Raw genomic sequence first — 18,593 nt, forward strand, 5'->3', positions numbered from 1 at the left:
GACCATTGATGTTCTTCGGAACGACCAATCTCGACCTCTGCTTCAACGTCGAGCGGCTTCCAACGCCGGGTGAAAGCCTGATGGGAAGCTTGAAGCGGAATGCGGGAGGTAAGGGCGCCAATCAGGCGGTCGCCGCCGCTCGATTGGGCCTTCGGCCGAGCTTCTACACCCGGCTTGGCGATGACGACGCCGGTCGATCGTTGCTGCAAGCGCTGCGTGAGGCAGGTGTCCGTCTCGATGCCATTGCCCTGTGCCCAGGGGAGATATCGGGTTCTGCTCTCGTCCTGGTCGGCGACGACGGCTCCAACATCATTGTCATAGACCCGGGAGCCAATGCAAATGTCACACCAAGCATGGTCGAAAAGGCGGCCGAATTCATTGAGCGGGATGCAATCGTCGTTGCCGAGATGGGCATGCCGGTCCCCGCGCTCAATCATCTCTTTGCAATGAAGAGCGTCAAGGGATTCGATCTCATTTTCAATCCGGCCCCCGTGAGGGCGGGCCTGTCCGCGGCGGCGTGGAGGAGTGTCGATTTCGTCACTCCAAACCAGACGGAAGCTTTCGAGCTCACCGGTGTCGAGGTGCACGACTTCGACAGCGCAGCTCATGCGGCCGGAAAGCTTCTCGATCTCGGGCCAAGAGCTGCCCTGATCACGCTTGGTGCGCAGGGGGCCTACTACGCCGATGCCAGCGCGTCTTTTGCGCTCAGGGCATTTCCTGTGAAGGTCGTTGATACGACCGCGGCGGGCGATGCCTTTAATGGAGCCTTCGCAGCCTCTCTCGCCCACCGGTTGCCGATACGAGAAGCGATCAAAAAGGCGCTCGCGGTTGCCGCCTTATGTGTGACGCGACGCGGCGCCCAAAGCTCGATGCCCAGCAGTGGAGCCGTCGACGAATTCTTAAATTCTCAAACGATCTTGGAGTTGGAATGACCGAACAGTTCTCAGTTGCAGACAGGACCGTGCTCGTGACCGGTGCGGGTGGGGGCATTGGCTCAGCCATCGCCAATGCTTTCCGTCAAGGCGGTGCGAACGTCCTGGCAACCGACGTAAATGTGGAAAACCTCCGGGACATTCTGACGCGCTTGCCGCACGGCAATGGCATCCTGCCTATGAGCATGGATGTGTCACGAGAAGATGATGTCGGCAGAGTGCTTGATGAGATCGCCAAGCGCTTCGGCAGGCTCGATGTCCTGATCAACAACGCCGGAATAAAATCGGCTCAGGCGCTTCTAACCGGCAATGCCGATAGAATCGAAAAAACCATACAGATCAACTCCGTCGCTGTGCTTCGCTGTGCCAAGCTAGCGATCGAGCGCTTCATGAAGAGCAAGGGGGGCCGCATCGTCAATGTCGGGTCCTCGTTGTCCTCTCAAGGCGCGGTTTTCAACTACCAGGCTGGCGGCGCCGACTATTGCTTGTCAAAGGCCATCGTGCACGACGTGACCAAGCTGCTCGCTTATGAATGTGCTCCACTCAAGATCAACGTCAACGCGATTGCACCCGGGATCATTGATACACCCATGCACGGGCGTCCGCGAGAGGAGACCGAAGCGCGCCACAGTGGCCGAATTCCGCTGGGCAGGGTCGGATTGCCGGAGGATATCGCAGGCCTCGCGGTGTTCCTGGCCAGCCCCGCGGCCTCCTACATGACCGGGCAGATCGTCCATGTGAATGGCGGGATGCTGATGAATGGTTAGCACCGGCTCAAACGTGAACTGGCCGCCAATAGAAGGGATCATCTCGGACCTGGATGGCGTCGTCTATCGTGGCAGCACCGCAATCGCGGATGCGATAGAAGCATTTACGCGATGGCGGGAAGCCGGCGTGCCGTTCTGTTTTGTGACGAACAATTCCACGCATACCCCGGAGGACGTCGTCCGCAAGCTGAGAGGATTTGGTCTTCCGATCGCACCGTCAGAGGTCGTTACAAGTGCTATCACCGCCGCAGAACTCATTCGAGCGAATTATCCGCAGTTGACGCGAATCTATGTCATCGGCGCTCCCTCGCTTGTCACAGCCATGCGCGATGTTGGGCTGGAGGTCACTGACCGAACGCCCGAAGCCGTTGTGATGGGGCTTGACCGGGATATCACGCACGAGAAGATGCGAATTGCCGTTGAGGCGATCCTCAATGGCGCTGTCTTCATCGGAACCAATCCCGATCTTCTGCTGCCGACGGCCAGCGGCTTCGAGCCTGGGGCTGGTGCGACGATTGCAGCTGTGGCAGCCGCTACGCAAGTGCAGCCTTCGATCGTCGGAAAGCCGCAAGTGCCGATGATCGAGACAGCGCTCTCACGCCTTGGTACGAACCGCGGTTCGACCATTATGATCGGAGACCAAGTTTCTACGGATATTCAAGCCGGAAAGAGGGCGGGTCTTGCCACGGTGCTTGTTACAACCGGCGTGCCGACGCGCCAGGATCCGTCCTTGATGGCCCCGGACTTCATCGTATCGAGCTTGCGCGAAATCGAGGTAAGTGCTGCTCGCGCGGCCGAGGTGCGACAGAGGAGGGCATAATGGCCAATGTTCGCTTGGAGGGCCTAAAGAAGGCCTATGGGACTATCGAGATCTTGCGAAATCTCGACCTGACCATCGATCACGGCGAATTTGTCGTCTTCGTTGGTCCGTCCGGGTCAGGCAAATCCACGCTTCTGCGCATGATTGGCGGGCTCGAGCCCATCAGCGGTGGGCGGCTCCTCATCGACAATGAGCTCGTCAACGACATCGATGCGGCCGATCGCAACCTCGGCATGGTCTTTCAGAGTTACGCTCTCTATCCGCATATGACGGTGAGAGAGAACTTGGCCTTTCCCCTGCGCATGGCCAAAGCCTCGAAAGCCGAGATCGCCGCCAAGATAGCCACAATAGCGTCGCTATTGCAGATCGACCATCTATTGGATCGCAAGCCTCGACAGCTGTCAGGCGGGCAACGCCAGCGCGTCGCAATCGGGCGCGCCATCATGCGAGAACCAAAAGTGTTCCTGTTCGATGAGCCCCTGTCCAACCTGGACACCGAGTTGCGCGTGCAAATGCGGGTTCAGATCGCCAAGCTCCACAAGCAGCTCGGAAATACCATGATCTATGTGACGCATGACCAGGTCGAGGCGATGACCATGGCCGATAAGATCGTCGTCCTCAAGGACGGCAAAATCGAACAGGTCGGCAGCCCCCACGATCTATATCACAATCCGGCCTCGCGTTTTGTGGCAGGATTCATCGGCTCGCCGAAGATGAACTTCCTGGGCGGCAAGGTCGAGGCAGCTCACGAGCATGGCCTGGACGTCCGACTGGAGGCCGGTTCTACAATCTCCGTTCCGGTCCAGCCGGACCAAATGCTAGTTGGCAAGCCGGTCACTGTCGGAATCCGCCCGGATGACTTCTCCTCGCCGGCACCCAACCAGCAGGAGATCTCCATTGGACTCGAGGTGGATTTCGTTGAGCATCTCGGTAGCGTCACGTACATCTACGGTTTCGCTGGAGACGAAACGGTTGTCGCCAGGGCGCCAAAATCCGGCTCGCGCAAAGGCGCCGGAAAGCTCACCCTGACCGCCGCTCCAGCCGATTGCCACTTGTTCATGAGCAATGGAAAGGCGGTTCGGCGGTTGCAAGCGCCTGCGACTTGGAGCTAGTCTTGACGTCGAGCCGCGCGATGATGCCGGCTCCCGATCGACACGCGGACCACTGAGGTGAAGGGAGCCGGCATCAGGCAGTTCTTCCGGAATTCCCGTTCGTTTGTCCTTGGTGCGGGGATCGGATCGGGCATGACGGCCAGGGCCGCGGAGCGGGCGGGCGCCGATTTCGTGCTCGCACTCAATGCTGGCCGTTTTCGTGCCATGGGCGGGGCCTCGCCCGCCTCCATTCTTCCAATCCGCAATAGTAACGAGTTCGTAGCGGGGTTCGGACGGACCGAGATCCTGCCAAACACGAAACTGCCGGTCTTCTTCGGCACCTGTACATTCGACCCCGAGCTTGATCTGGATCGATGGCTCGACCGGATCATCAAATGGGGATTTGCTGGCGTGACCAACTTCCCTTCGGTCATACACATCGATGATGACCGCAGGTCGTTGCTCGAGAAGTCCGGCCTTGGCTATTCCCGGGAGATCGAGCTTCTTGTGAAGGCGGCAAAACGCGGCCTGATGACGATTGCCTATACTCGCACTCAATCTGAAGCGCGTCGAATGGTCGAAGCCGGCGTCGAGGCCATTTGCATCAACTTCAATCTGAACCGCGCGGTTGAAAGCGGGTCCGATCCGTCGATCAGCCTGTCTGAACTTGCAGCGCGTACGAATGCCGTTGCGCGCGTTGCTCAATCCGTCAACAAGAGCACCATCTGCTTGCTTGGGGGCGGCCCGATCACAAAGCCGGACGAGCTCCTGGACATCTGCCGCGAAACCGGAATCCAGGGGTTCATCGGAGGCTCTTCGCTTGACCGCGTGCCTCTGGAGATGTCGGTCCTCGAGGTGACGTCGGGCTTCAAGACCATCCACCTGTTGCGAGAGAAGGTGGATCTGCTCGAAAGGAAGCTGCAGTTGAGTGGCTTCAGGCACGGCGTGATCGCGCAGTCCTCGGCAATGAAGCGCGTCCTTGAGATGACCAAACGCGTTGCGGCAACCCCAAGCCCAGTCCTCATCTGGGGAGAGGTCGGCTCCGGCAAGCGTAGAATAGCAAGCCTGGTGCACGCGTTCAGCGACCGCAGGCACGCCAAGGCGACGCTGTTTCATTGCCGATCCGGCCCGGCGATGGATACACTCGGCCCGTTGTTCGGCGCCGAGCGCCTTGAGAGTGGCAGACGCCAATTGTCGCTCCTGGAGGCGTCGAGCGACGGCGCCGTCTTGCTGCTGCATGTTGACCAGCTTTCGCGCGAAGGCCAGGAGCGCCTCGCCGATTACCTGGAGACAGGCGGGTTTACCCCTCTGAACGGGGTAACTGTCATGCGTTCCCACGCCCGGATCATTGCGACCGCGACGGTGGCCCGAGGCGCCGGCCTTGAAACGGTTCTGTGCGCGCGGCTTCTCGACCTTTTTACCGGGCTGGATGTCCAGTTACCTTCGCTACCCGACAGGCTTGAAGATCTGCCGCAACTCGTTCAACACTTCACGGTCGAAGCCAAAGGAGATTCCAGCGCCCAGACGCTCACGATAGAAAACTCTGCATTCCTTGCGCTCGCCGGGCACGATTGGCCAGGCAATTTGCGCGAGTTGCGGCAGGTCGTGAACCAGCTCGTGACCCTGCCATCAAGTCACATTACCAGTGAGGTGCTAAAGCCGTTGTTGGAGCCACCTTCAGGCGCACGGCCCGCGGCCTCGCTGTCCGAGCGAGACTGGATTATCGAGGGCCTAAAGAGAAACCGGCTTCACCGCGGCAAGACTGCTCGCTCTCTCGGGCTTTCGCGCAAAACCCTCTACAACAAAATCAAGAAACTGCGGATCCTCGAATAAGGCCTCATGCCCGTCGGAGGGGCTGCTTGGCCGTGGCGGCATGCTCCAGGGAGAACTTCGGTACCGACGACGATCCATGAGAGCCAAGGCTTACGAGCCCGATGTCCGATCCAATCGGCAGCGCAAGCGCCTCGGGTCGCAGATAGACGGACCCATCCAGCTGCGAACCTAGCCGTTGCTCCGCTGCTGTCATCTTTGCCTCGTCCGCCGCGACAAACAGGACTTTGAACCCTCGGCTTGCAAACCACTCCATACGGCGAAGCTCGAGCTCCTGACCGCGATCGAGCGGCACTCCTGCCGGTGTCCGTTCAATCATGGAGGCAGGCGGAAAGTTCGTCACTCCGGTCATCCTTGCATCTTCCAACAAATCACCAAGATCTTCCCAGCATGCAAACGGGTCGATCATGACGATCGCCGCATAGCAGGAAGGGGGCACTTTGGGGCCCGCTTGCAAGTCCCGCAGGAGACAGTCGTTCCAGTCGATGACGGGAAGCGTGGCCATGACCAGCATGGCGTTCTGTGGAAGGGTCCGCAGTGACGGCGCATAGATCGTCATCTGATCACCGCGAGACGAGGAGAGGCTTGCGGCAAGGCGACCTAAGACATTGGCTCTCACGGTTTCTACCCAACCCTACCCAATTGATGCTTCCGCCGATCTTACACGCCGCTTCATCCAGGTCTAGACCACGACGTCGATCGTTACCGGAGCAACGTCCTGTCCTTCTTTGGCGCAGGAGCCAGGTTCGGCTAGGCAGGGATGGTCGTCGGCGCCGTTTCCTCCTGGCTGCTTAACTGGGCTCTCGCCGTCCTGAGTGTCGGATGCGATTTGCTGCAGGGTACTGAGCGAGCTCCGCTCGCTCAGAAAGAGGGCCCGTAAAGCGTCTCGGGTAAAAAAATTCGGGCGAGCTATCTGCGCCCTACGGATCCGCTAGCAGACCGACTCGTCTGCTTCCTCCCTGACTGGCGCCGCTGCTGGAAACTCCGGCAGCGGCATCTTTTTGACTCGGAGCGCGCCTCGCCGCGCGCTCGGGAACTGGTGTCGCGGAATTGGACGTCCTTGCGATCATGCGGGCGGCTTAATCCATCAAAGATCCGCCAGTTACGCTTGCCCCGGTCGGTTCATGGGAGGCGGCTTCCAATCCACACGGTGGCGCTCAATCACCTCGTTTCGGAACTGCTGTACCTCATCGGGCGCCTTCATCGAAACGCAGAGGGCCCCGTCAGGTCGCTCCATCGCGAGGGATCCTTTCGATGATGCGGCAGGCCCCGGCACGCTCTTGGCTGGCTAAGGACCTCGGACGCTAATATCCCCCAATGAGCCTACCATGTGTGTTAGTTCAATGGGTTAACCGACCTTCGCCGTGCAATCGAATCCTTGCGCACCCGACAAAAAACCATCGCCATAGGATTCGTCGCATCGCATCTAGCTTGCGCAAGCGCAATCATTTATACGGCACATATACTAATCTGCTACAAGCTCCGCGCTCGATTTTCCGTGGCGCACCCTTAGATAGCACGAATCAGCGAGCGACGCGCGGCAGCGGCAGCGGCAGCGGCAGCGGCCGCGACGGTACGGCGGACGGGAAGGACATAGATGGCTGCTCAGAGTGACCCGCCCTTTTCGTCGACGGTCTCGTCCGTGATCGACGCTTTCATGAAAAGGCTTGAGGACCATAAGACTTTGCCGTCGGCATCGCTCACCGCGTTGCGACAGGCGCTCACGGAACACAAGCTTGACGCAGACAGCCTGCGGGAGGCGATCTTCACCCCTGCGGAGCAGAACGATGATCCAGATTGAGGAAATCGAGATCGTCGAATTCCGCGGCATCCGTCATCTGAAGCGTTCGCTCGGGCGCAGGAGCCTCGGCGTCGCGGGACCGAACGGTACCGGCAAGAGCGGCATCGTGGATGCCATCGAGTTCGCCCTCACCGGAAACATCACCCGGCTCGGTGGCACGGGTACGGCTGAACTGAGCGTCAAGGCGCACGCCCCGCACGTAGATTCGAGCAAGAAGCCCGAGAACGCGCTGGTTCGCCTCAAGGTCTATGCGCCTGCCCTGAAGAAAAGCTTCACGATCGAACGGAGCGTCAAGAACGCAACGACCGCGACGCTGGAGCCGAACGACACCGAGGCCAAGTCCATTCTCGCACAGCTCGAAACCCATCCTGAGTTTGCACTGTCTCGTCGCGAGATCATCAAATACATCCTCGTCCCGGCGGGGAAGCGGTCGCAATACGTCCAGGAGCTTCTGCGCCTCGATCAACTCGAAAAGCTGCGGACCTCGTTCCAGCGCGTTGCCAATGAGGCAAAGCGCGACCACACCCGGGCTCAGGCGGAAGATCAGCGTACCAAATCCGATTTCTTCCGGCACCTCGGCATCGCGGCTCCCAAAAAGAATGAGCTGCTTACTGCGGTAAATGCCCGGCGTGCCGTTCTGAAGCTCGACCCGGTCACGGACCTCGCACCGGCAAATGCCCTGAAGGAAGGCGTCAATACAGAGGTCAAAGAGAAGACGCTGCAACCCTTTTCCAAGCTTGGTGCCAAGAGCGACCTTGCAGCCTATCTGGATCGTCTCGCTGCCTCGCAGCAGGCGGGAATAACCGGTGACAGGGCTGCGGCTGTTGCCGCGCTCACCAAGCTCACCGATGACCCGGCATTGTTGAAGGTGGTCAAGCAACGCGCGCTGCTCGAGCGGGGGCTCGACCTTCTTGAGGAAGATGCTTGCCCGCTCTGTGACAACGCCTGGGAAATGGCAGCGCTGGTTGCCCATCTTCAGGAGAAGATTGCAAAAGCCGATGCCGCGTCTGCTGTTCTGAAGCAGCTTGCAGCGGCAATTGCTCCTCTTACGGCGCACCTGCAGGCGGTGGTCCGGGACGCCGGCAAGGTGGCCCAATGGTGCGAGAAGGCCAACCCTCCGATAGATGCTTCGGCGCTCGGCGCTCAGGCCAAGGCGCTCGACGGCGACCGCGTCATCCTCGATAAGGTCGTTGGCGACCCGGCGGTCATTGCTGAAGCCCTGCAAGCACTCGGCCGATTGGGCTCGCCCATCGCGGCCGAGCTGCTTCAAGCCACAGACGGTCTTGCGGCTCATATCGACACGTTGCCAGATCCTTCAACGGAGGAAGTGGCGAAGGAATTCTTGATCGTGGCGCAGGAAAAATACGATCAATGCCGCGTGACCCAGCGCGCGCTGAGCGTGTCGGCGCAGCAGGCCGAGACAGCGTCGGCCGTGCTGAGCCACTACGGCGCGGTCAGCACCGCCATCCTGGAGGGCATCTACGACAAGGTGCAAAAGGATTTCACCGAATATTACAGCTTCATCAACCGTGACGATGAAGACAAGTTCGAGGGTAAGCTCTCGCCGTCGTTCGGCAGGCTCGCTTTCGATGTTGACTTCTACGGCCGGGGCAAGTTTCCGCCTGGCGCCTACCATAGCGAGGGCCATCAAGATGGTATGGGTCTGTGCCTCTATCTTGCACTGGTGAAGCATACGCTCGGCGACGGGTTCACGCTCGCCGTCTTGGACGATGTGCTGATGTCTGTCGATGCCGGCCATCGGCGTGAGGTCTGTGCGCTCCTGAAGCAGAAGTTTCCCAACACGCAGTTTATCCTGACCACCCACGACGGGGTGTGGCTCAAGTTCATGCAGAGCGAAAAGCTGGTCCAGAGCACGCTCAGCTTTGGCGGCTGGACGGTTGACGGCGGCCCACAGGTCTGGACCGAAGGCGACGTCTGGACGCAGATCGACGAATACCTGGCTAAGGGCAATGTCCCGCAGGCGGCGGGAACGTTGCGCCGCTACCTCGAATTCACCTCGACGATCCTGGCTGACAACCTGCGTGCTCGCATCGAATATCACGGTAACGGACAATACGATCTCGGTGATCTCTGGCCCAACGTGTTGGCCGCCTGGAAAGCCCGCCTCCAGGAGGCGCGCGATTCGGCGGCCTCATGGGGCAAGAATATCCAGGAGGCCGAAACGCTCCAGGTCGAATCCAAGAAACGTGTCGCCGCAACGAAGTCGGAAGAATGGATGATCAACAAGGCCGTCCATTACAACGCCTGGGCGGATCTGCAACCGAAGGAATTCGTTGCGGTCGCGAGTTCGTTTCAGGAATTGCTTCGACTGATGCAATGCCCCAACACCGATTGCGGTGAGTTCCTCTGCGTTTCACCTATCAAGGGCGACAAGGAGGTGCTCCGCTGCAGCTGCGGCACGGTCAGTCTCAACCTGGTGCCGAAAAAGAAATGACGCGCGTAGGTGATCCTGTGACCAACCACGGCAACGATGAGACCATTGTCATGGTCTCGAAGGTCTATGACAAGGATGGTGAGCATGGTGAAGCAGAGATGGCCGTGAAGTACCAGACGCGCTGGATCGGCGGCGGCATGTCGGCGTGTGACGATTCATTTGACCCGCGGCGCGCGCGCCCTAGGGAATTCCCCAATTGAATGTCTATTCAGATTGTGATGTTGGTCTAATGATTAGCTCAAATTCTCGGACCTCACATGCCGACCGGCGAGCCAAGCCGGGACCGACGGCGAGAGCGCCTTGGCGATTGGACCATCGCGATCGGGAAATTCGGTATCCGACTTGCATCAATGTGTCAGTCTGGCCCGATACGAAACACAGTTAAAGATTGATAGGTGGAGGCGCCGGCGTGACGACGTTCGATCCTTTGCGCGAGGGCGAGGAGCTCCGAGAACAGCTGGCGTCTGACCGCCGGAGGCTAATTGTTTTTCTTTGGTGCGGGCACATCGCAAGCAGTTGGTTTGGATGGTGTAGTCCAGCTGACCTCAAACGTTCGGAGTCAACTCGACGCCAAGATGCAACCTGAGTATGATCGCGTCTTGTCCGAAGTCGGGGCGGGGGCGCACATTGAGCACGTATTAAACCGCGTAAGGCTCTGTCGCGAGATGATCGGCGACAGCAAAACTGCGGCGGCCGGTGGCTTCACTGGCGTTGCTGCGACAGAGTTGGACCGAGCGATCTGCAAGGCAATCTATCAGAGAGTAAGTGTTGATCCGACCAAGGGGTTTCAGCTTCATGCTGAGTTCGCGGCTTGGTTGAGCTCCGTCCAGCGGGCAAAACCAGTCGAAATCTTCTCAACCAACTATGATCTCCTGATCGAGCGGGGGCTCGAAATAGCGTTGGTGCCCTATTTCGATGGGTTCCTCGGCGCGGTGAACCCGGATTTTTCCGACGCGGCAGCGGATTTCAAGGATGATTCCGACAATCTCAGTCAATTGCCTCGCACGTGGGCGCGGTTGTGGAAGCTGCACGGGTCCATTGGATGGCGCGTGGCGGAAGAGGCCATCACGGGAGCGAAGAAGGTCGTTCGCCTGCCCCTGGTCCCGCCCAAAGCTACCGTCACCGGCTCCCTCTCAGGCCGGGCCTGATTGGTAGAACCCAAACACCAGCTGATCTTTCGATCTTCGCAAGCTTAGACGGTAAGCCGCAGCACGGTGCGCATCGCGCACCTGCTCGCGCTTGCCCGCCTTCCATCGCGAGTATCGCTTCACAAACACGTCTTTGGGTCCTTTGCCACGAGTTGCCATGGCGAAGGCCTCCGCTGTCAGGCGGGATAGAGCCCGCCGCTCGGCTTGCTAACTCGCAAGCCCGCGCCTTGGAGCCAGCCTTTCGACTGTGACAACGGAGTCGCCGGTGACGGCTCGGTCAATCTATCCGATTCTCGCCCGGTGATGTGAGATCGCCTTAGGTGCCCGGTAGGGCTTTTGCGATCCCATGGTGGGCTGCCCGCACCTAGGGAAATCCTTACTGTGTACGGGCGCTGATGCGGCCGCGCCGATTTCCTATAGCGGCACGGAACCAGGTCGGTGGTCGAATAAGGGGGTACAGAGCCTTGTTGTATAGTGCTTTTCCCTCATTGTGACTGACTTTAGCCACGCCGTTGCCGCGAGTTGTGCGTCGTGCAAGAGTCGCCCGAAGGAAGGCTACAGAGCGCGGGCTAGAGACTACCATCCATGGGGCGACGACGGGGTAAATCATCTGACGCCGGGACCATCTTTCTGGTCCTGATTGGCGGATTGGTGGTGGCTATTATGGCCATCTATCGGTTCGTTGTGGAACACGCAGCCGCGATAGGATCGTGTGTTCTGGCAGCCGGGGTTGTTTGGCTCCTCTATCTCACTTTGAGGGGCAGGTCGCAGAACGTATCTCCTTCAGAGCGGCATTCCGAGCTTCCGAATTCCGGTCAAAGCCCGCCACCAGCGATAAGCAAGCTTCGTTCGAGTGTGCCGCCAGCAGTATGGTTGGCGGCAGGCGAAGGGGCGGCCTTCGGCAAGGCAGAAATTTCTGGGGGCATGTTCTACTACGGCGCCTGGATGGCTGGGCCGAACGGTGAAACCAGGCAGTATGCGATAAATCCTGCTCTTCCGGCGCACTCGCGTCAGCCCGATGTCGATGGTCAGTCGATGCCTTATTGGCCATCGTACGAGCAAATCTCGCCGGCTGCGCGACGCACCTTTTTGGACTGGATGCGTACTGGACGGCGAGATTCGAACTACGGCATCGGATATGTGTTTCTCTTTTTCTATGGCCTTGAGCACCGCGTGTTCATAGATCAAGGGGCAGACGCCCCTGCGGTTATTCAAGAGGTCGAAAGATTGCTTTCGATCTACGGCGCCAACAATTCCTTCCAGAACTACGCCACGAAATTCCTCAACGTTGCTCGGATATCGCGCGGCATCCGCCTGGCGTTGCCACCCCTTACTGCCGAACGGAACGTCGGTTCGGAGATGGATCTCGCCACGCGTCTGTATCTGGCCGAGCGGCTCGCAGCGTCTCCAAGCGTTTCGGCCGAGGACGCGCTCTATTGGGTTATGGCGATGCCGGAAACCTATCTTAGAACCCCGGCCGTGAGGTGCTTCGAAGAATTCGTCGCATTGTGGAAGCTTCGCTTCGGCACACGCTTCCCGAAGGGTTTTGCCGTGAATTCCAGGGGCAACGTCTCGCTGGTTTATCGTGCTGCGAGCGGTGCGTTCGAAATCGACGTTCCAGGACAACATCAGCGCCAGCCTGATGCGAGCCTCCTCGTGCGGGACATAGAGATTTTGAGGACTTTGCTCGACGATTGCATGAACGAGCTCGACAGCTTCAGCCGGCTGGTCGGTCGGAAACCGGCCGCGAGGCATTCGATGGCGGCTGCGGCGCTTCTTCCTATCGATCTTCAACGGGCGGCTGAGGTGGGCGCCGTGGAAGAGTTCAGGCGGCAGATCGATTCTCTGGTAGGAAGCCAAGGTCGTGGCAGTACGACCGCACAGGTGCTCCTGGAGATGGCCGGGATCGAAATCCCGGAAGGAGGCAAAATACCAAGTGCCGCTCTGGATACGCTGAGCGGTGCCTTGGATGTCGTTGGGATCGCAATAGAGCCCGATCGCCGATACGGGAGCGGCGCGCCTCGGGCGGACGACCAAGTGTTCGTGTTTCGGGCGGCTGATGGCGGCCCGGTGGATCCAGGCCGCGCACAGTTTCGAGCGATGCGCGCGCAGATCGAAGTCGCCGTGCTGGCCGCCGCGGCTGACGGGGATGCATCGTACGAGGAACTGCAGCGCACCATCGCCAGGATCAGAGCGGAAGGCAACCTATCGGGGGTCGAACAAGCTCGACTGATCGCGTTCGCTGTCATCACATTCAACAATCCGCCGAAGCGCGACAGGGTCATGCGCAAGCTTGCGGAAACCAGTGAAAGCGAGCGGCAAGCAATAGCCGAAGCTGCGGTCGCGGTTATCGGCGCGAATCAGAATATCGACGCCGGAGAGGTCAAGTTCCTTGAGCGACTGCACAAGTCGTTAGGTTTGCCGTCGGAGCGTGTGTATGTCGGTCTGCACCGAGCTGCCGCTGAGGCGGACGTGCCAGTAGCGATGACGGAGGAGGCGCGTGCCGCGGGCATTCCCATTCCAAAGCAGGCGCTACCGGCTCCTCCCTCGGCGGGCATCAGGATTGATGCAGCCCGCTTAGAGAGGACCCGAAAGGATACGGAAGCCGTGTCCGCGTTGCTCGCCGACATTTTTACCGACGATGCCCAGGATCCTGTCCAAGCCTCTCCCCTCCTAACCGATCGATCCTTGGAAGGATTGGACGGCCCTCACGGCGAATTGGTCGAGTTGCTTGAGGTTCGTGGATCAATGTCGCGTGCGGAATTCGAACGACACGCCAAGGACGTTCGCCTGTTACCGGATGGCGCAATTGAGCGCATCAACGACTGGTCCTTCGACCACTTCGACGAGCCGCTGATCGAAGAGGGAGACGAAATTGTAATAGCGGCGCACCTGAGAGAACGCATCGCCGAGATGAAGGCCAAGGCCGCATGAGCAAGCAAGCCAAGACGATCCGCCCCCGCGAACGAGATACTATCATCCAAGCTCTCTCCGCTGGCGTTGTGCCGCGCGTCGGACTGCCGCACATCCAGGTCGGGCGGGCAAAAGAGATCGCCGCGATGCTTCGGGACATCGATCGCATTGCCGACGCGGGCGCTACGATCAGGTTCGTGATCGGCGAATACGGCGCAGGAAAGACCTTCTTTGCCAGCGTTGTCAGGCTCATCGCGCTGGAGCGAAAATGCGTGACAATACATGCCGACCTCTCGCCCAATCGGCGTATTCAGGCAACCGGCGGTCAGGCGCGGGCACTCTACTCTGAGGCCGTCAATAATATGGCAACGCGAAACAAGCCTGAAGGGGGAGCTCTCCAGAGTGTCGTCGAGCGCCTAGTGACTGACGCCGCAAAGGAGGCCACGGCGACGGGCATATCTGTCGAGAAGGTGATCGACGAAAAGCTCGGAGCGATTGCGCAGTTCGCGGGCGGGTACGATTTCGCGACTGTGCTGAAGGCATTCTGGCGCGGCAGCGACGAATCGAACGAGCCCCTCAAGCAAAACGCTATTCGGTGGCTTCGTGGTGAGTATTCGACCCGGACCGATGCGAAGAGAGATCTCGGTGTACGGACCATCATCGATGATGAGAATCTCTACGATAGTCTTAAATCGCTCGCATGCCTGGTCAGAGTCGCGGGCTACGCGGGGCTGTTCGTCATGATCGATGAGATGGCCAACATCTACAAACTCCAAAGCGCTCAAGGGCGAAAGCAGAACTACGAGCAGGTGCTCAACATTGTAAATGACGCGCTTCAGGGAAATACATCAGGCATCGGCTTCGTCATGTGTGGTACGCCAGAGTTCCTCCTGGATACGCGCAGGGGCATGTTTAGTTATGAAGCGCTTCAGTCACGGCTAGCCGAAAATTCTTTCGCTGCGGGCGGTCTGGTTGATATGTCAGGACCCGTGATCAGGCTGCAGAGCCTGACGCCTGAGGATCTGCTCGTGCTCCTAGGAAACATTAGGATGGTATTTGCGGGCGGGGATCCAGCGAAGTATCTGGTTCCCGACGATGCCCTTACTGCTTTCATGGAATACTGTGATCGAAAGATCGGGGCCGCATACTTCCGTACGCCGCGCTCGACGGTGAGGTCGTTTGTTCAAATGCTGTCGGTACTGGAGCAAAACCCTGACACGAGATGGCAGGATCTTCTTGAACAGGTACCGATCGCTCCGGACGCTCCGGACGACGTAGCGGAAGCACCGACTGACAGCGGGGACGACGATGAGCTCACCAGCCTCCGCCTCAAATCTTGAGGGGGCCTACGACAAGCTGCACCCTACGATCCGCCGGTGGATTCGCGATCAGGGATGGGACGAGCTCAGGGAAATTCAAGCGCGTACCATCATCTCGGTCTTGGATGGCGACCGCGACATCCTGATCGCAGCCTCCACCGCAGCAGGGAAGACTGAAGCGGCTTTTCTGCCAGTGCTCACGAGCGTTGCCGATCGGGCGCTCGCTGGGTTCTCGGTGCTCTACATCAGCCCGTTGAAGGCATTAATCAACGATCAATTCAAGCGGCTGGACGAACTCTGCGAAAACATGGCCATTCCGGTCGTGAAGTGGCACGGAGATGCCCCACAGACCGCGAAGAAACGGGCAATGGCCGACCCGCGAGGGATCTCGCTGATCACTCCCGAATCCATAGAGGCGATGTTCGTACGCCGTCCGGGGGATGCGAAGCGGTTGTTATGCTCGGCGGACTTTATCGTCGTGGACGAGTTGCATTCATTTCTTCAGGGGCCTCGCGGTCTCCATGTGGCTAGTCTTTTACGGCGCATCGATGCTCTATCGTCCCGGCCGCCGCGACGTATCGGGCTTTCCGCAACGATAGGCGACCTTGGTCAGGCCGCCGCTTGGCTACGACCCACGACGCCTCAGCTCGTCGAAATCCTGGAAGCCAAGTCCGATTCACCTGAACTTAGACTTCAGGTAAGGGGCTATGTTGAGCCTCCGCAGCTAGACGACCCAGATCACGCTGAAGGCGCGAGCGGCATCCCCGAAGAGGCGATAGTTCGGCGCATCGCTCTGGACGACATTGCGGACCATCTCTATTCGACGCTCAGAGGAACCAACAATCTTGTCTTCTGCGGTTCGCGTCGGACAGTGGAATCGACCGCGGATCGGCTCAGGAGGCGCTCTGAAAAGGCGAAAGTGCCCAACGAATTTTACCCCCATCACGGGAGCCTTTCGAAGACCATCCGCGAGGAGCTGGAGAACCGTCTCAAAGATGGAAAGCTACCCACGACCGGCATTTGTACGTCTACCCTCGAACTGGGCGTCGACATCGGATCGGTGAAGTCGGTCGCCCAAATAGGCGCGCCAAGATCGCTGTCCTCTCTACGTCAACGACTTGGACGAACGGGGCGCAGGAGGGGCACTCCGTCGGTCCTAAGAATTTACGTTCGTGAACCAAACATCGATCAGGAGACGGGCGTCATCGACCGACTGCGTTCGAATACGATTCGATCGGTGGCCATCATCCGACTTTTGCTGGAGAAATTCGTCGAGCCGGCAGGACATGTACCCGAAGTCGCCTCCACGCTGATCCACCAGATACTCTCGGTGATCGCCGAGCGCGGCGGAATTCGGGCTCGCCCGTTATACGAGTTGCTATGCGGTCCTGGTCCCTTCGCGATGATTTCTGTTCCGGAATTCGCGCTTCTGCTGAAGCACCTTGGGTCCGACGAAATCCGGTTTGTCGAGCAAGCCCCCGATGGCACGATTATGCTAGCTGAGCAAGGAGAGGCAATCGTTCAATCGCGCAACTTCTTTGCCGTATTCGAGTCAGCGGAGGAGTGGCGACTTACTGTCTCGGGGAGAACCCTGGGGACATTGCCGATATCGTTCCCGGTCCATAAGGATAGCCTAGTCGTTTTTGCCGGGCAGCGATGGATCGTTCAAGATCTGGACGAAAAGACCAACACGCTTTTCGTCGCGCCTCACCCCGGGGGCGTCGTGCCACGGTTTGAGCGAGCGGATGGAGAACGACTGCACGATCGCTTGGCTGCGGAAATGAGGGCTGTCTATCTCGCATCGGACGAACCGGCTTATCTTGACGAACGGGCGCGGGTTCTACTGGCAGAGGGACGGGAGGCTTTTCGGAGCCTCGAGCTTGAGAAGACGAACGTGCTTCAGGAGGAGAAGGACGTCCACGTCTTCCTGTGGCGCGGATCGCAAGTCACGGCTGTATTTGGAGCTGCAGCCGCCATGGTGGGCCTTCCGGGCCATGTGCATGACTTGGGCCTGACCCTTTCCGAAACAACCGTTGAGACGGCGCGATCCACGCTCGCGAGTTTGGCGGACGTCGCTTCGGACGCTGCCCGCGTAGCCGGGGCAGTCCAAAACATCGCCGCGGGGAAATTCAAAGATCAGGTGCCGGGCGAATTGGCGAAAAGCCTGTGGGTTCGGCAGAATGTCGCGGATATTGATGCGATTCCGGACATCGCTCGGAGCGTCTGATCCAAACGACGATGCGAATCGGAAGACGCCCTGGAATTTGTCGTTAAACATCAGTCCCGCCTGGAGCCGACCATTAACACGGGAGTTGATGACCCGAATATTCATGGGCGGACCGGAGATGGTGCGCGTACTGGCCTCAATTGAGATTGAGGTCCCTAGCGAGCACATTCCATCGCGGCTTGAAGCGGAACTCATGCCGTTCGGTAAAGCTTTCTTCCTGGAGGCTGCTCCCGATTGGACCGGTTCTCTTGACCTTAAGAACGCCGAAGCCATGAAGATCGTGGAAAGCTAACGCAAGAGCAGGTAGGCTGGGGCTATGAGCAAACTTGTTTCTGGCAAGACCAGATATCCTAGCCATAGCCTGGGGGTGTTCGCCTAAGATCCGCACCTGGAGGTCGGTGCCAGCGGCCCAGTTTGGGCTGAAGCGGTTCGGGATGCTCGGATTGGATCCGGCGGCTCTGAAGAGACGTTCCAAGAGATGTTTCCGAATCTCGCCGAACGCAAAGAGGCACCCCTCGCCAGTCTGAAGTGGATCATTCTCTCGATTTCGGAGGCCTGGACCGGCGGCTATGCCGTACGTAGATTTCTGCTCACGGTCGAATTCGTTTCAACACCACGCCCGCGCCGATCGGCCTCTGAGGCTGAAAAGCAAATCCGAATAGCCGCTTCATTTCAAGCTGGATCGGCTGATTATGCCCTGTATCGTGTTCGCATGAGAGAAACTTATTCCCATATCCAGCGCGAGCTTGAAAAATTGTTCGACGGCTTCGTGCTTGGGAATGCGGTGCCGTCGGCAAATTGCGATCGCCTTCTTCGCAAGATCGATCCCATCGCTCCCGCTGACCCACTCGGGGTTGTCGACTTCCCGTTCGAATTCGGAAATTACCCCGGTCGGTAATTCGCATCCGTGCAGAAAATATCTAAGATACGGCTTGAAGTGAGGGTGCTCGAAGATCTCTTCACCTCTGGTGCCGTTTCTTTCGAAAAGGCTTTGCCGAGACCCCTTCAGGTGGCCTGGCTTGTACTTGGGATCCGTGAAAAAACTGACGCGATGCTGAGGTATCGCCCCACGATCGATGAGAGATTTCATCAGCGCCAAAATCGGTGCGCGATTGCTTTGGTAGACTGCGTGTGGATCGATCGCAACGGGCAAGTCATCCCGAAGATCAATCTTACTCAGAAGCTCTTGTTCTTCGGGTGTTAAAGCAATGTGGTACCTGTTCATGCGGTTGTTTTGGGGCACGCCCAACTCTCCGTTCGACTAAGGCGAATGGCGGGAATCGATATGCG

At 58.9% G+C, this 18,593-nt stretch carries 15 protein-coding genes; 13 read left to right on the forward strand and 2 right to left on the reverse strand.

Annotated features, from left to right (window positions below; all coding sequences use genetic code 11):
- The first annotated feature begins 8 nt into the window (after positions 1–8).
- From MTR72_RS22180 to MTR72_RS22200, 5 genes are read left to right on the forward strand one after another with little or no spacing between them, the layout of a single operon-like run.
- The gene (locus tag MTR72_RS22180; protein ID WP_341510971.1) at positions 9–932 is read left to right on the forward strand and encodes a ribokinase; all 924 of its coding nucleotides are present in this window, start codon (positions 9–11) and stop codon (positions 930–932) included.
- Positions 929–1,699: an SDR family NAD(P)-dependent oxidoreductase gene (locus MTR72_RS22185; protein WP_341510972.1), complete on the forward strand. Its 771-nt coding sequence runs from the start codon at positions 929–931 to the stop codon at positions 1,697–1,699. Before MTR72_RS22180 ends, MTR72_RS22185 begins: the two co-directional genes overlap by 4 nt.
- The gene (locus MTR72_RS22190) at positions 1,692–2,519 is read left to right on the forward strand and encodes an HAD-IIA family hydrolase (protein WP_280968765.1); all 828 of its coding nucleotides are present in this window, start codon (positions 1,692–1,694) and stop codon (positions 2,517–2,519) included. Before MTR72_RS22185 ends, MTR72_RS22190 begins: the two co-directional genes overlap by 8 nt.
- Entirely contained in the window at positions 2,519–3,631 is a 1,113-nt protein-coding gene (locus tag MTR72_RS22195) for an ABC transporter ATP-binding protein (protein WP_341510973.1), read from the forward strand. The genes MTR72_RS22190 and MTR72_RS22195 overlap by 1 nt, the downstream gene beginning before the upstream one ends.
- 57 nt (positions 3,632–3,688) lie before the next feature.
- Entirely contained in the window at positions 3,689–5,443 is a 1,755-nt protein-coding gene (locus MTR72_RS22200; protein ID WP_341510974.1) for a phosphoenolpyruvate hydrolase family protein, read from the forward strand.
- A 4-nt stretch (positions 5,444–5,447) separates the two neighbouring features.
- On the opposite strand, the gene MTR72_RS22205 is transcribed toward MTR72_RS22200, so the two are convergent.
- Positions 5,448–5,999 carry a hypothetical protein gene (locus tag MTR72_RS22205; RefSeq protein ID WP_280968769.1) on the reverse strand — a complete coding sequence of 184 codons (552 nt, stop codon included), beginning with the start codon at positions 5,997–5,999 and terminating at the stop codon, positions 5,448–5,450.
- A 1,038-nt stretch (positions 6,000–7,037) separates the two neighbouring features.
- Between MTR72_RS22205 and MTR72_RS22210 the strand changes: the two genes are divergently transcribed.
- The 8 genes from MTR72_RS22210 to MTR72_RS22245 all read left to right on the forward strand — a co-directional run bounded on the left by MTR72_RS22210 (position 7,038) and on the right by MTR72_RS22245 (position 17,595).
- Positions 7,038–7,241: a hypothetical protein gene (locus MTR72_RS22210; RefSeq protein ID WP_194389660.1), complete on the forward strand. Its 204-nt coding sequence runs from the start codon at positions 7,038–7,040 to the stop codon at positions 7,239–7,241.
- Entirely contained in the window at positions 7,177–9,696 is a 2,520-nt protein-coding gene (locus tag MTR72_RS22215; protein WP_341510975.1) for an AAA family ATPase, read from the forward strand. Before MTR72_RS22210 ends, MTR72_RS22215 begins: the two co-directional genes overlap by 65 nt.
- Before the next feature lie 17 nt (positions 9,697–9,713).
- Complete coding sequence (locus MTR72_RS22220) at positions 9,714–9,896, forward strand: hypothetical protein (RefSeq protein ID WP_092219769.1); 183 nt, start codon at positions 9,714–9,716, stop codon at positions 9,894–9,896.
- A gap of 282 nt (positions 9,897–10,178) precedes the next feature.
- A complete protein-coding gene (locus MTR72_RS22225) occupies positions 10,179–10,844 on the forward strand; it encodes an SIR2 family protein (protein ID WP_341510976.1) in 666 nt (221 codons plus the stop codon).
- A gap of 873 nt (positions 10,845–11,717) precedes the next feature.
- Complete coding sequence (locus tag MTR72_RS22230; RefSeq protein WP_341510977.1) at positions 11,718–13,778, forward strand: tellurite resistance TerB family protein; 2,061 nt, start codon at positions 11,718–11,720, stop codon at positions 13,776–13,778.
- A complete protein-coding gene (locus tag MTR72_RS22235) occupies positions 13,775–15,097 on the forward strand; it encodes an ATP-binding protein (protein ID WP_341510978.1) in 1,323 nt (440 codons plus the stop codon). Before MTR72_RS22230 ends, MTR72_RS22235 begins: the two co-directional genes overlap by 4 nt.
- Positions 15,066–17,303 (forward strand): DEAD/DEAH box helicase, encoded by a 2,238-nt coding sequence (locus tag MTR72_RS22240; RefSeq protein ID WP_341510979.1) that lies wholly within the window; start codon positions 15,066–15,068, stop codon positions 17,301–17,303. The genes MTR72_RS22235 and MTR72_RS22240 overlap by 32 nt, the downstream gene beginning before the upstream one ends.
- 88 nt (positions 17,304–17,391) lie before the next feature.
- Positions 17,392–17,595, forward strand: a complete 204-nt coding sequence (locus MTR72_RS22245) for a hypothetical protein (protein ID WP_341510980.1) — start codon at positions 17,392–17,394, stop codon at positions 17,593–17,595.
- Positions 17,596–17,970: 375 nt separating this feature from the next.
- Here MTR72_RS22245 and MTR72_RS22250 read toward each other — a convergent pair whose 3' ends face one another.
- On the reverse strand, positions 17,971–18,546 hold the full coding sequence (locus MTR72_RS22250; protein WP_341510981.1) for a hypothetical protein: 576 nt from the start codon (positions 18,544–18,546) through the stop codon (positions 17,971–17,973).
- Positions 18,547–18,593: the final 47 nt, after the last annotated feature.

Source organism: Bradyrhizobium sp. ISRA442, assembly GCF_038085055.1.
In the GTDB taxonomy this organism is placed as follows: Bacteria; Pseudomonadota; Alphaproteobacteria; order Rhizobiales; family Xanthobacteraceae; genus Bradyrhizobium.

Coding starts and splice junctions, on each gene's coding strand:
- MTR72_RS22180 (WP_341510971.1), top strand. CDS start 9: ATGTTCTTCGGAACGACCAATCTCGACCTCTGCTTCAACGTCGAGCGG.
- MTR72_RS22185 (WP_341510972.1), top strand. CDS start 929: ATGACCGAACAGTTCTCAGTTGCAGACAGGACCGTGCTCGTGACCGGT.
- MTR72_RS22190 (WP_280968765.1), top strand. CDS start 1,692: ATGGTTAGCACCGGCTCAAACGTGAACTGGCCGCCAATAGAAGGGATC.
- MTR72_RS22195 (WP_341510973.1), top strand. CDS start 2,519: ATGGCCAATGTTCGCTTGGAGGGCCTAAAGAAGGCCTATGGGACTATC.
- MTR72_RS22205 (WP_280968769.1), bottom strand. CDS start 5,999: ATGACGATCTATGCGCCGTCACTGCGGACCCTTCCACAGAACGCCATG.
- MTR72_RS22210 (WP_194389660.1), top strand. CDS start 7,038: ATGGCTGCTCAGAGTGACCCGCCCTTTTCGTCGACGGTCTCGTCCGTG.
- MTR72_RS22235 (WP_341510978.1), top strand. CDS start 13,775: ATGAGCAAGCAAGCCAAGACGATCCGCCCCCGCGAACGAGATACTATC.
- MTR72_RS22240 (WP_341510979.1), top strand. CDS start 15,066: ATGAGCTCACCAGCCTCCGCCTCAAATCTTGAGGGGGCCTACGACAAG.
- MTR72_RS22245 (WP_341510980.1), top strand. CDS start 17,392: ATGACCCGAATATTCATGGGCGGACCGGAGATGGTGCGCGTACTGGCC.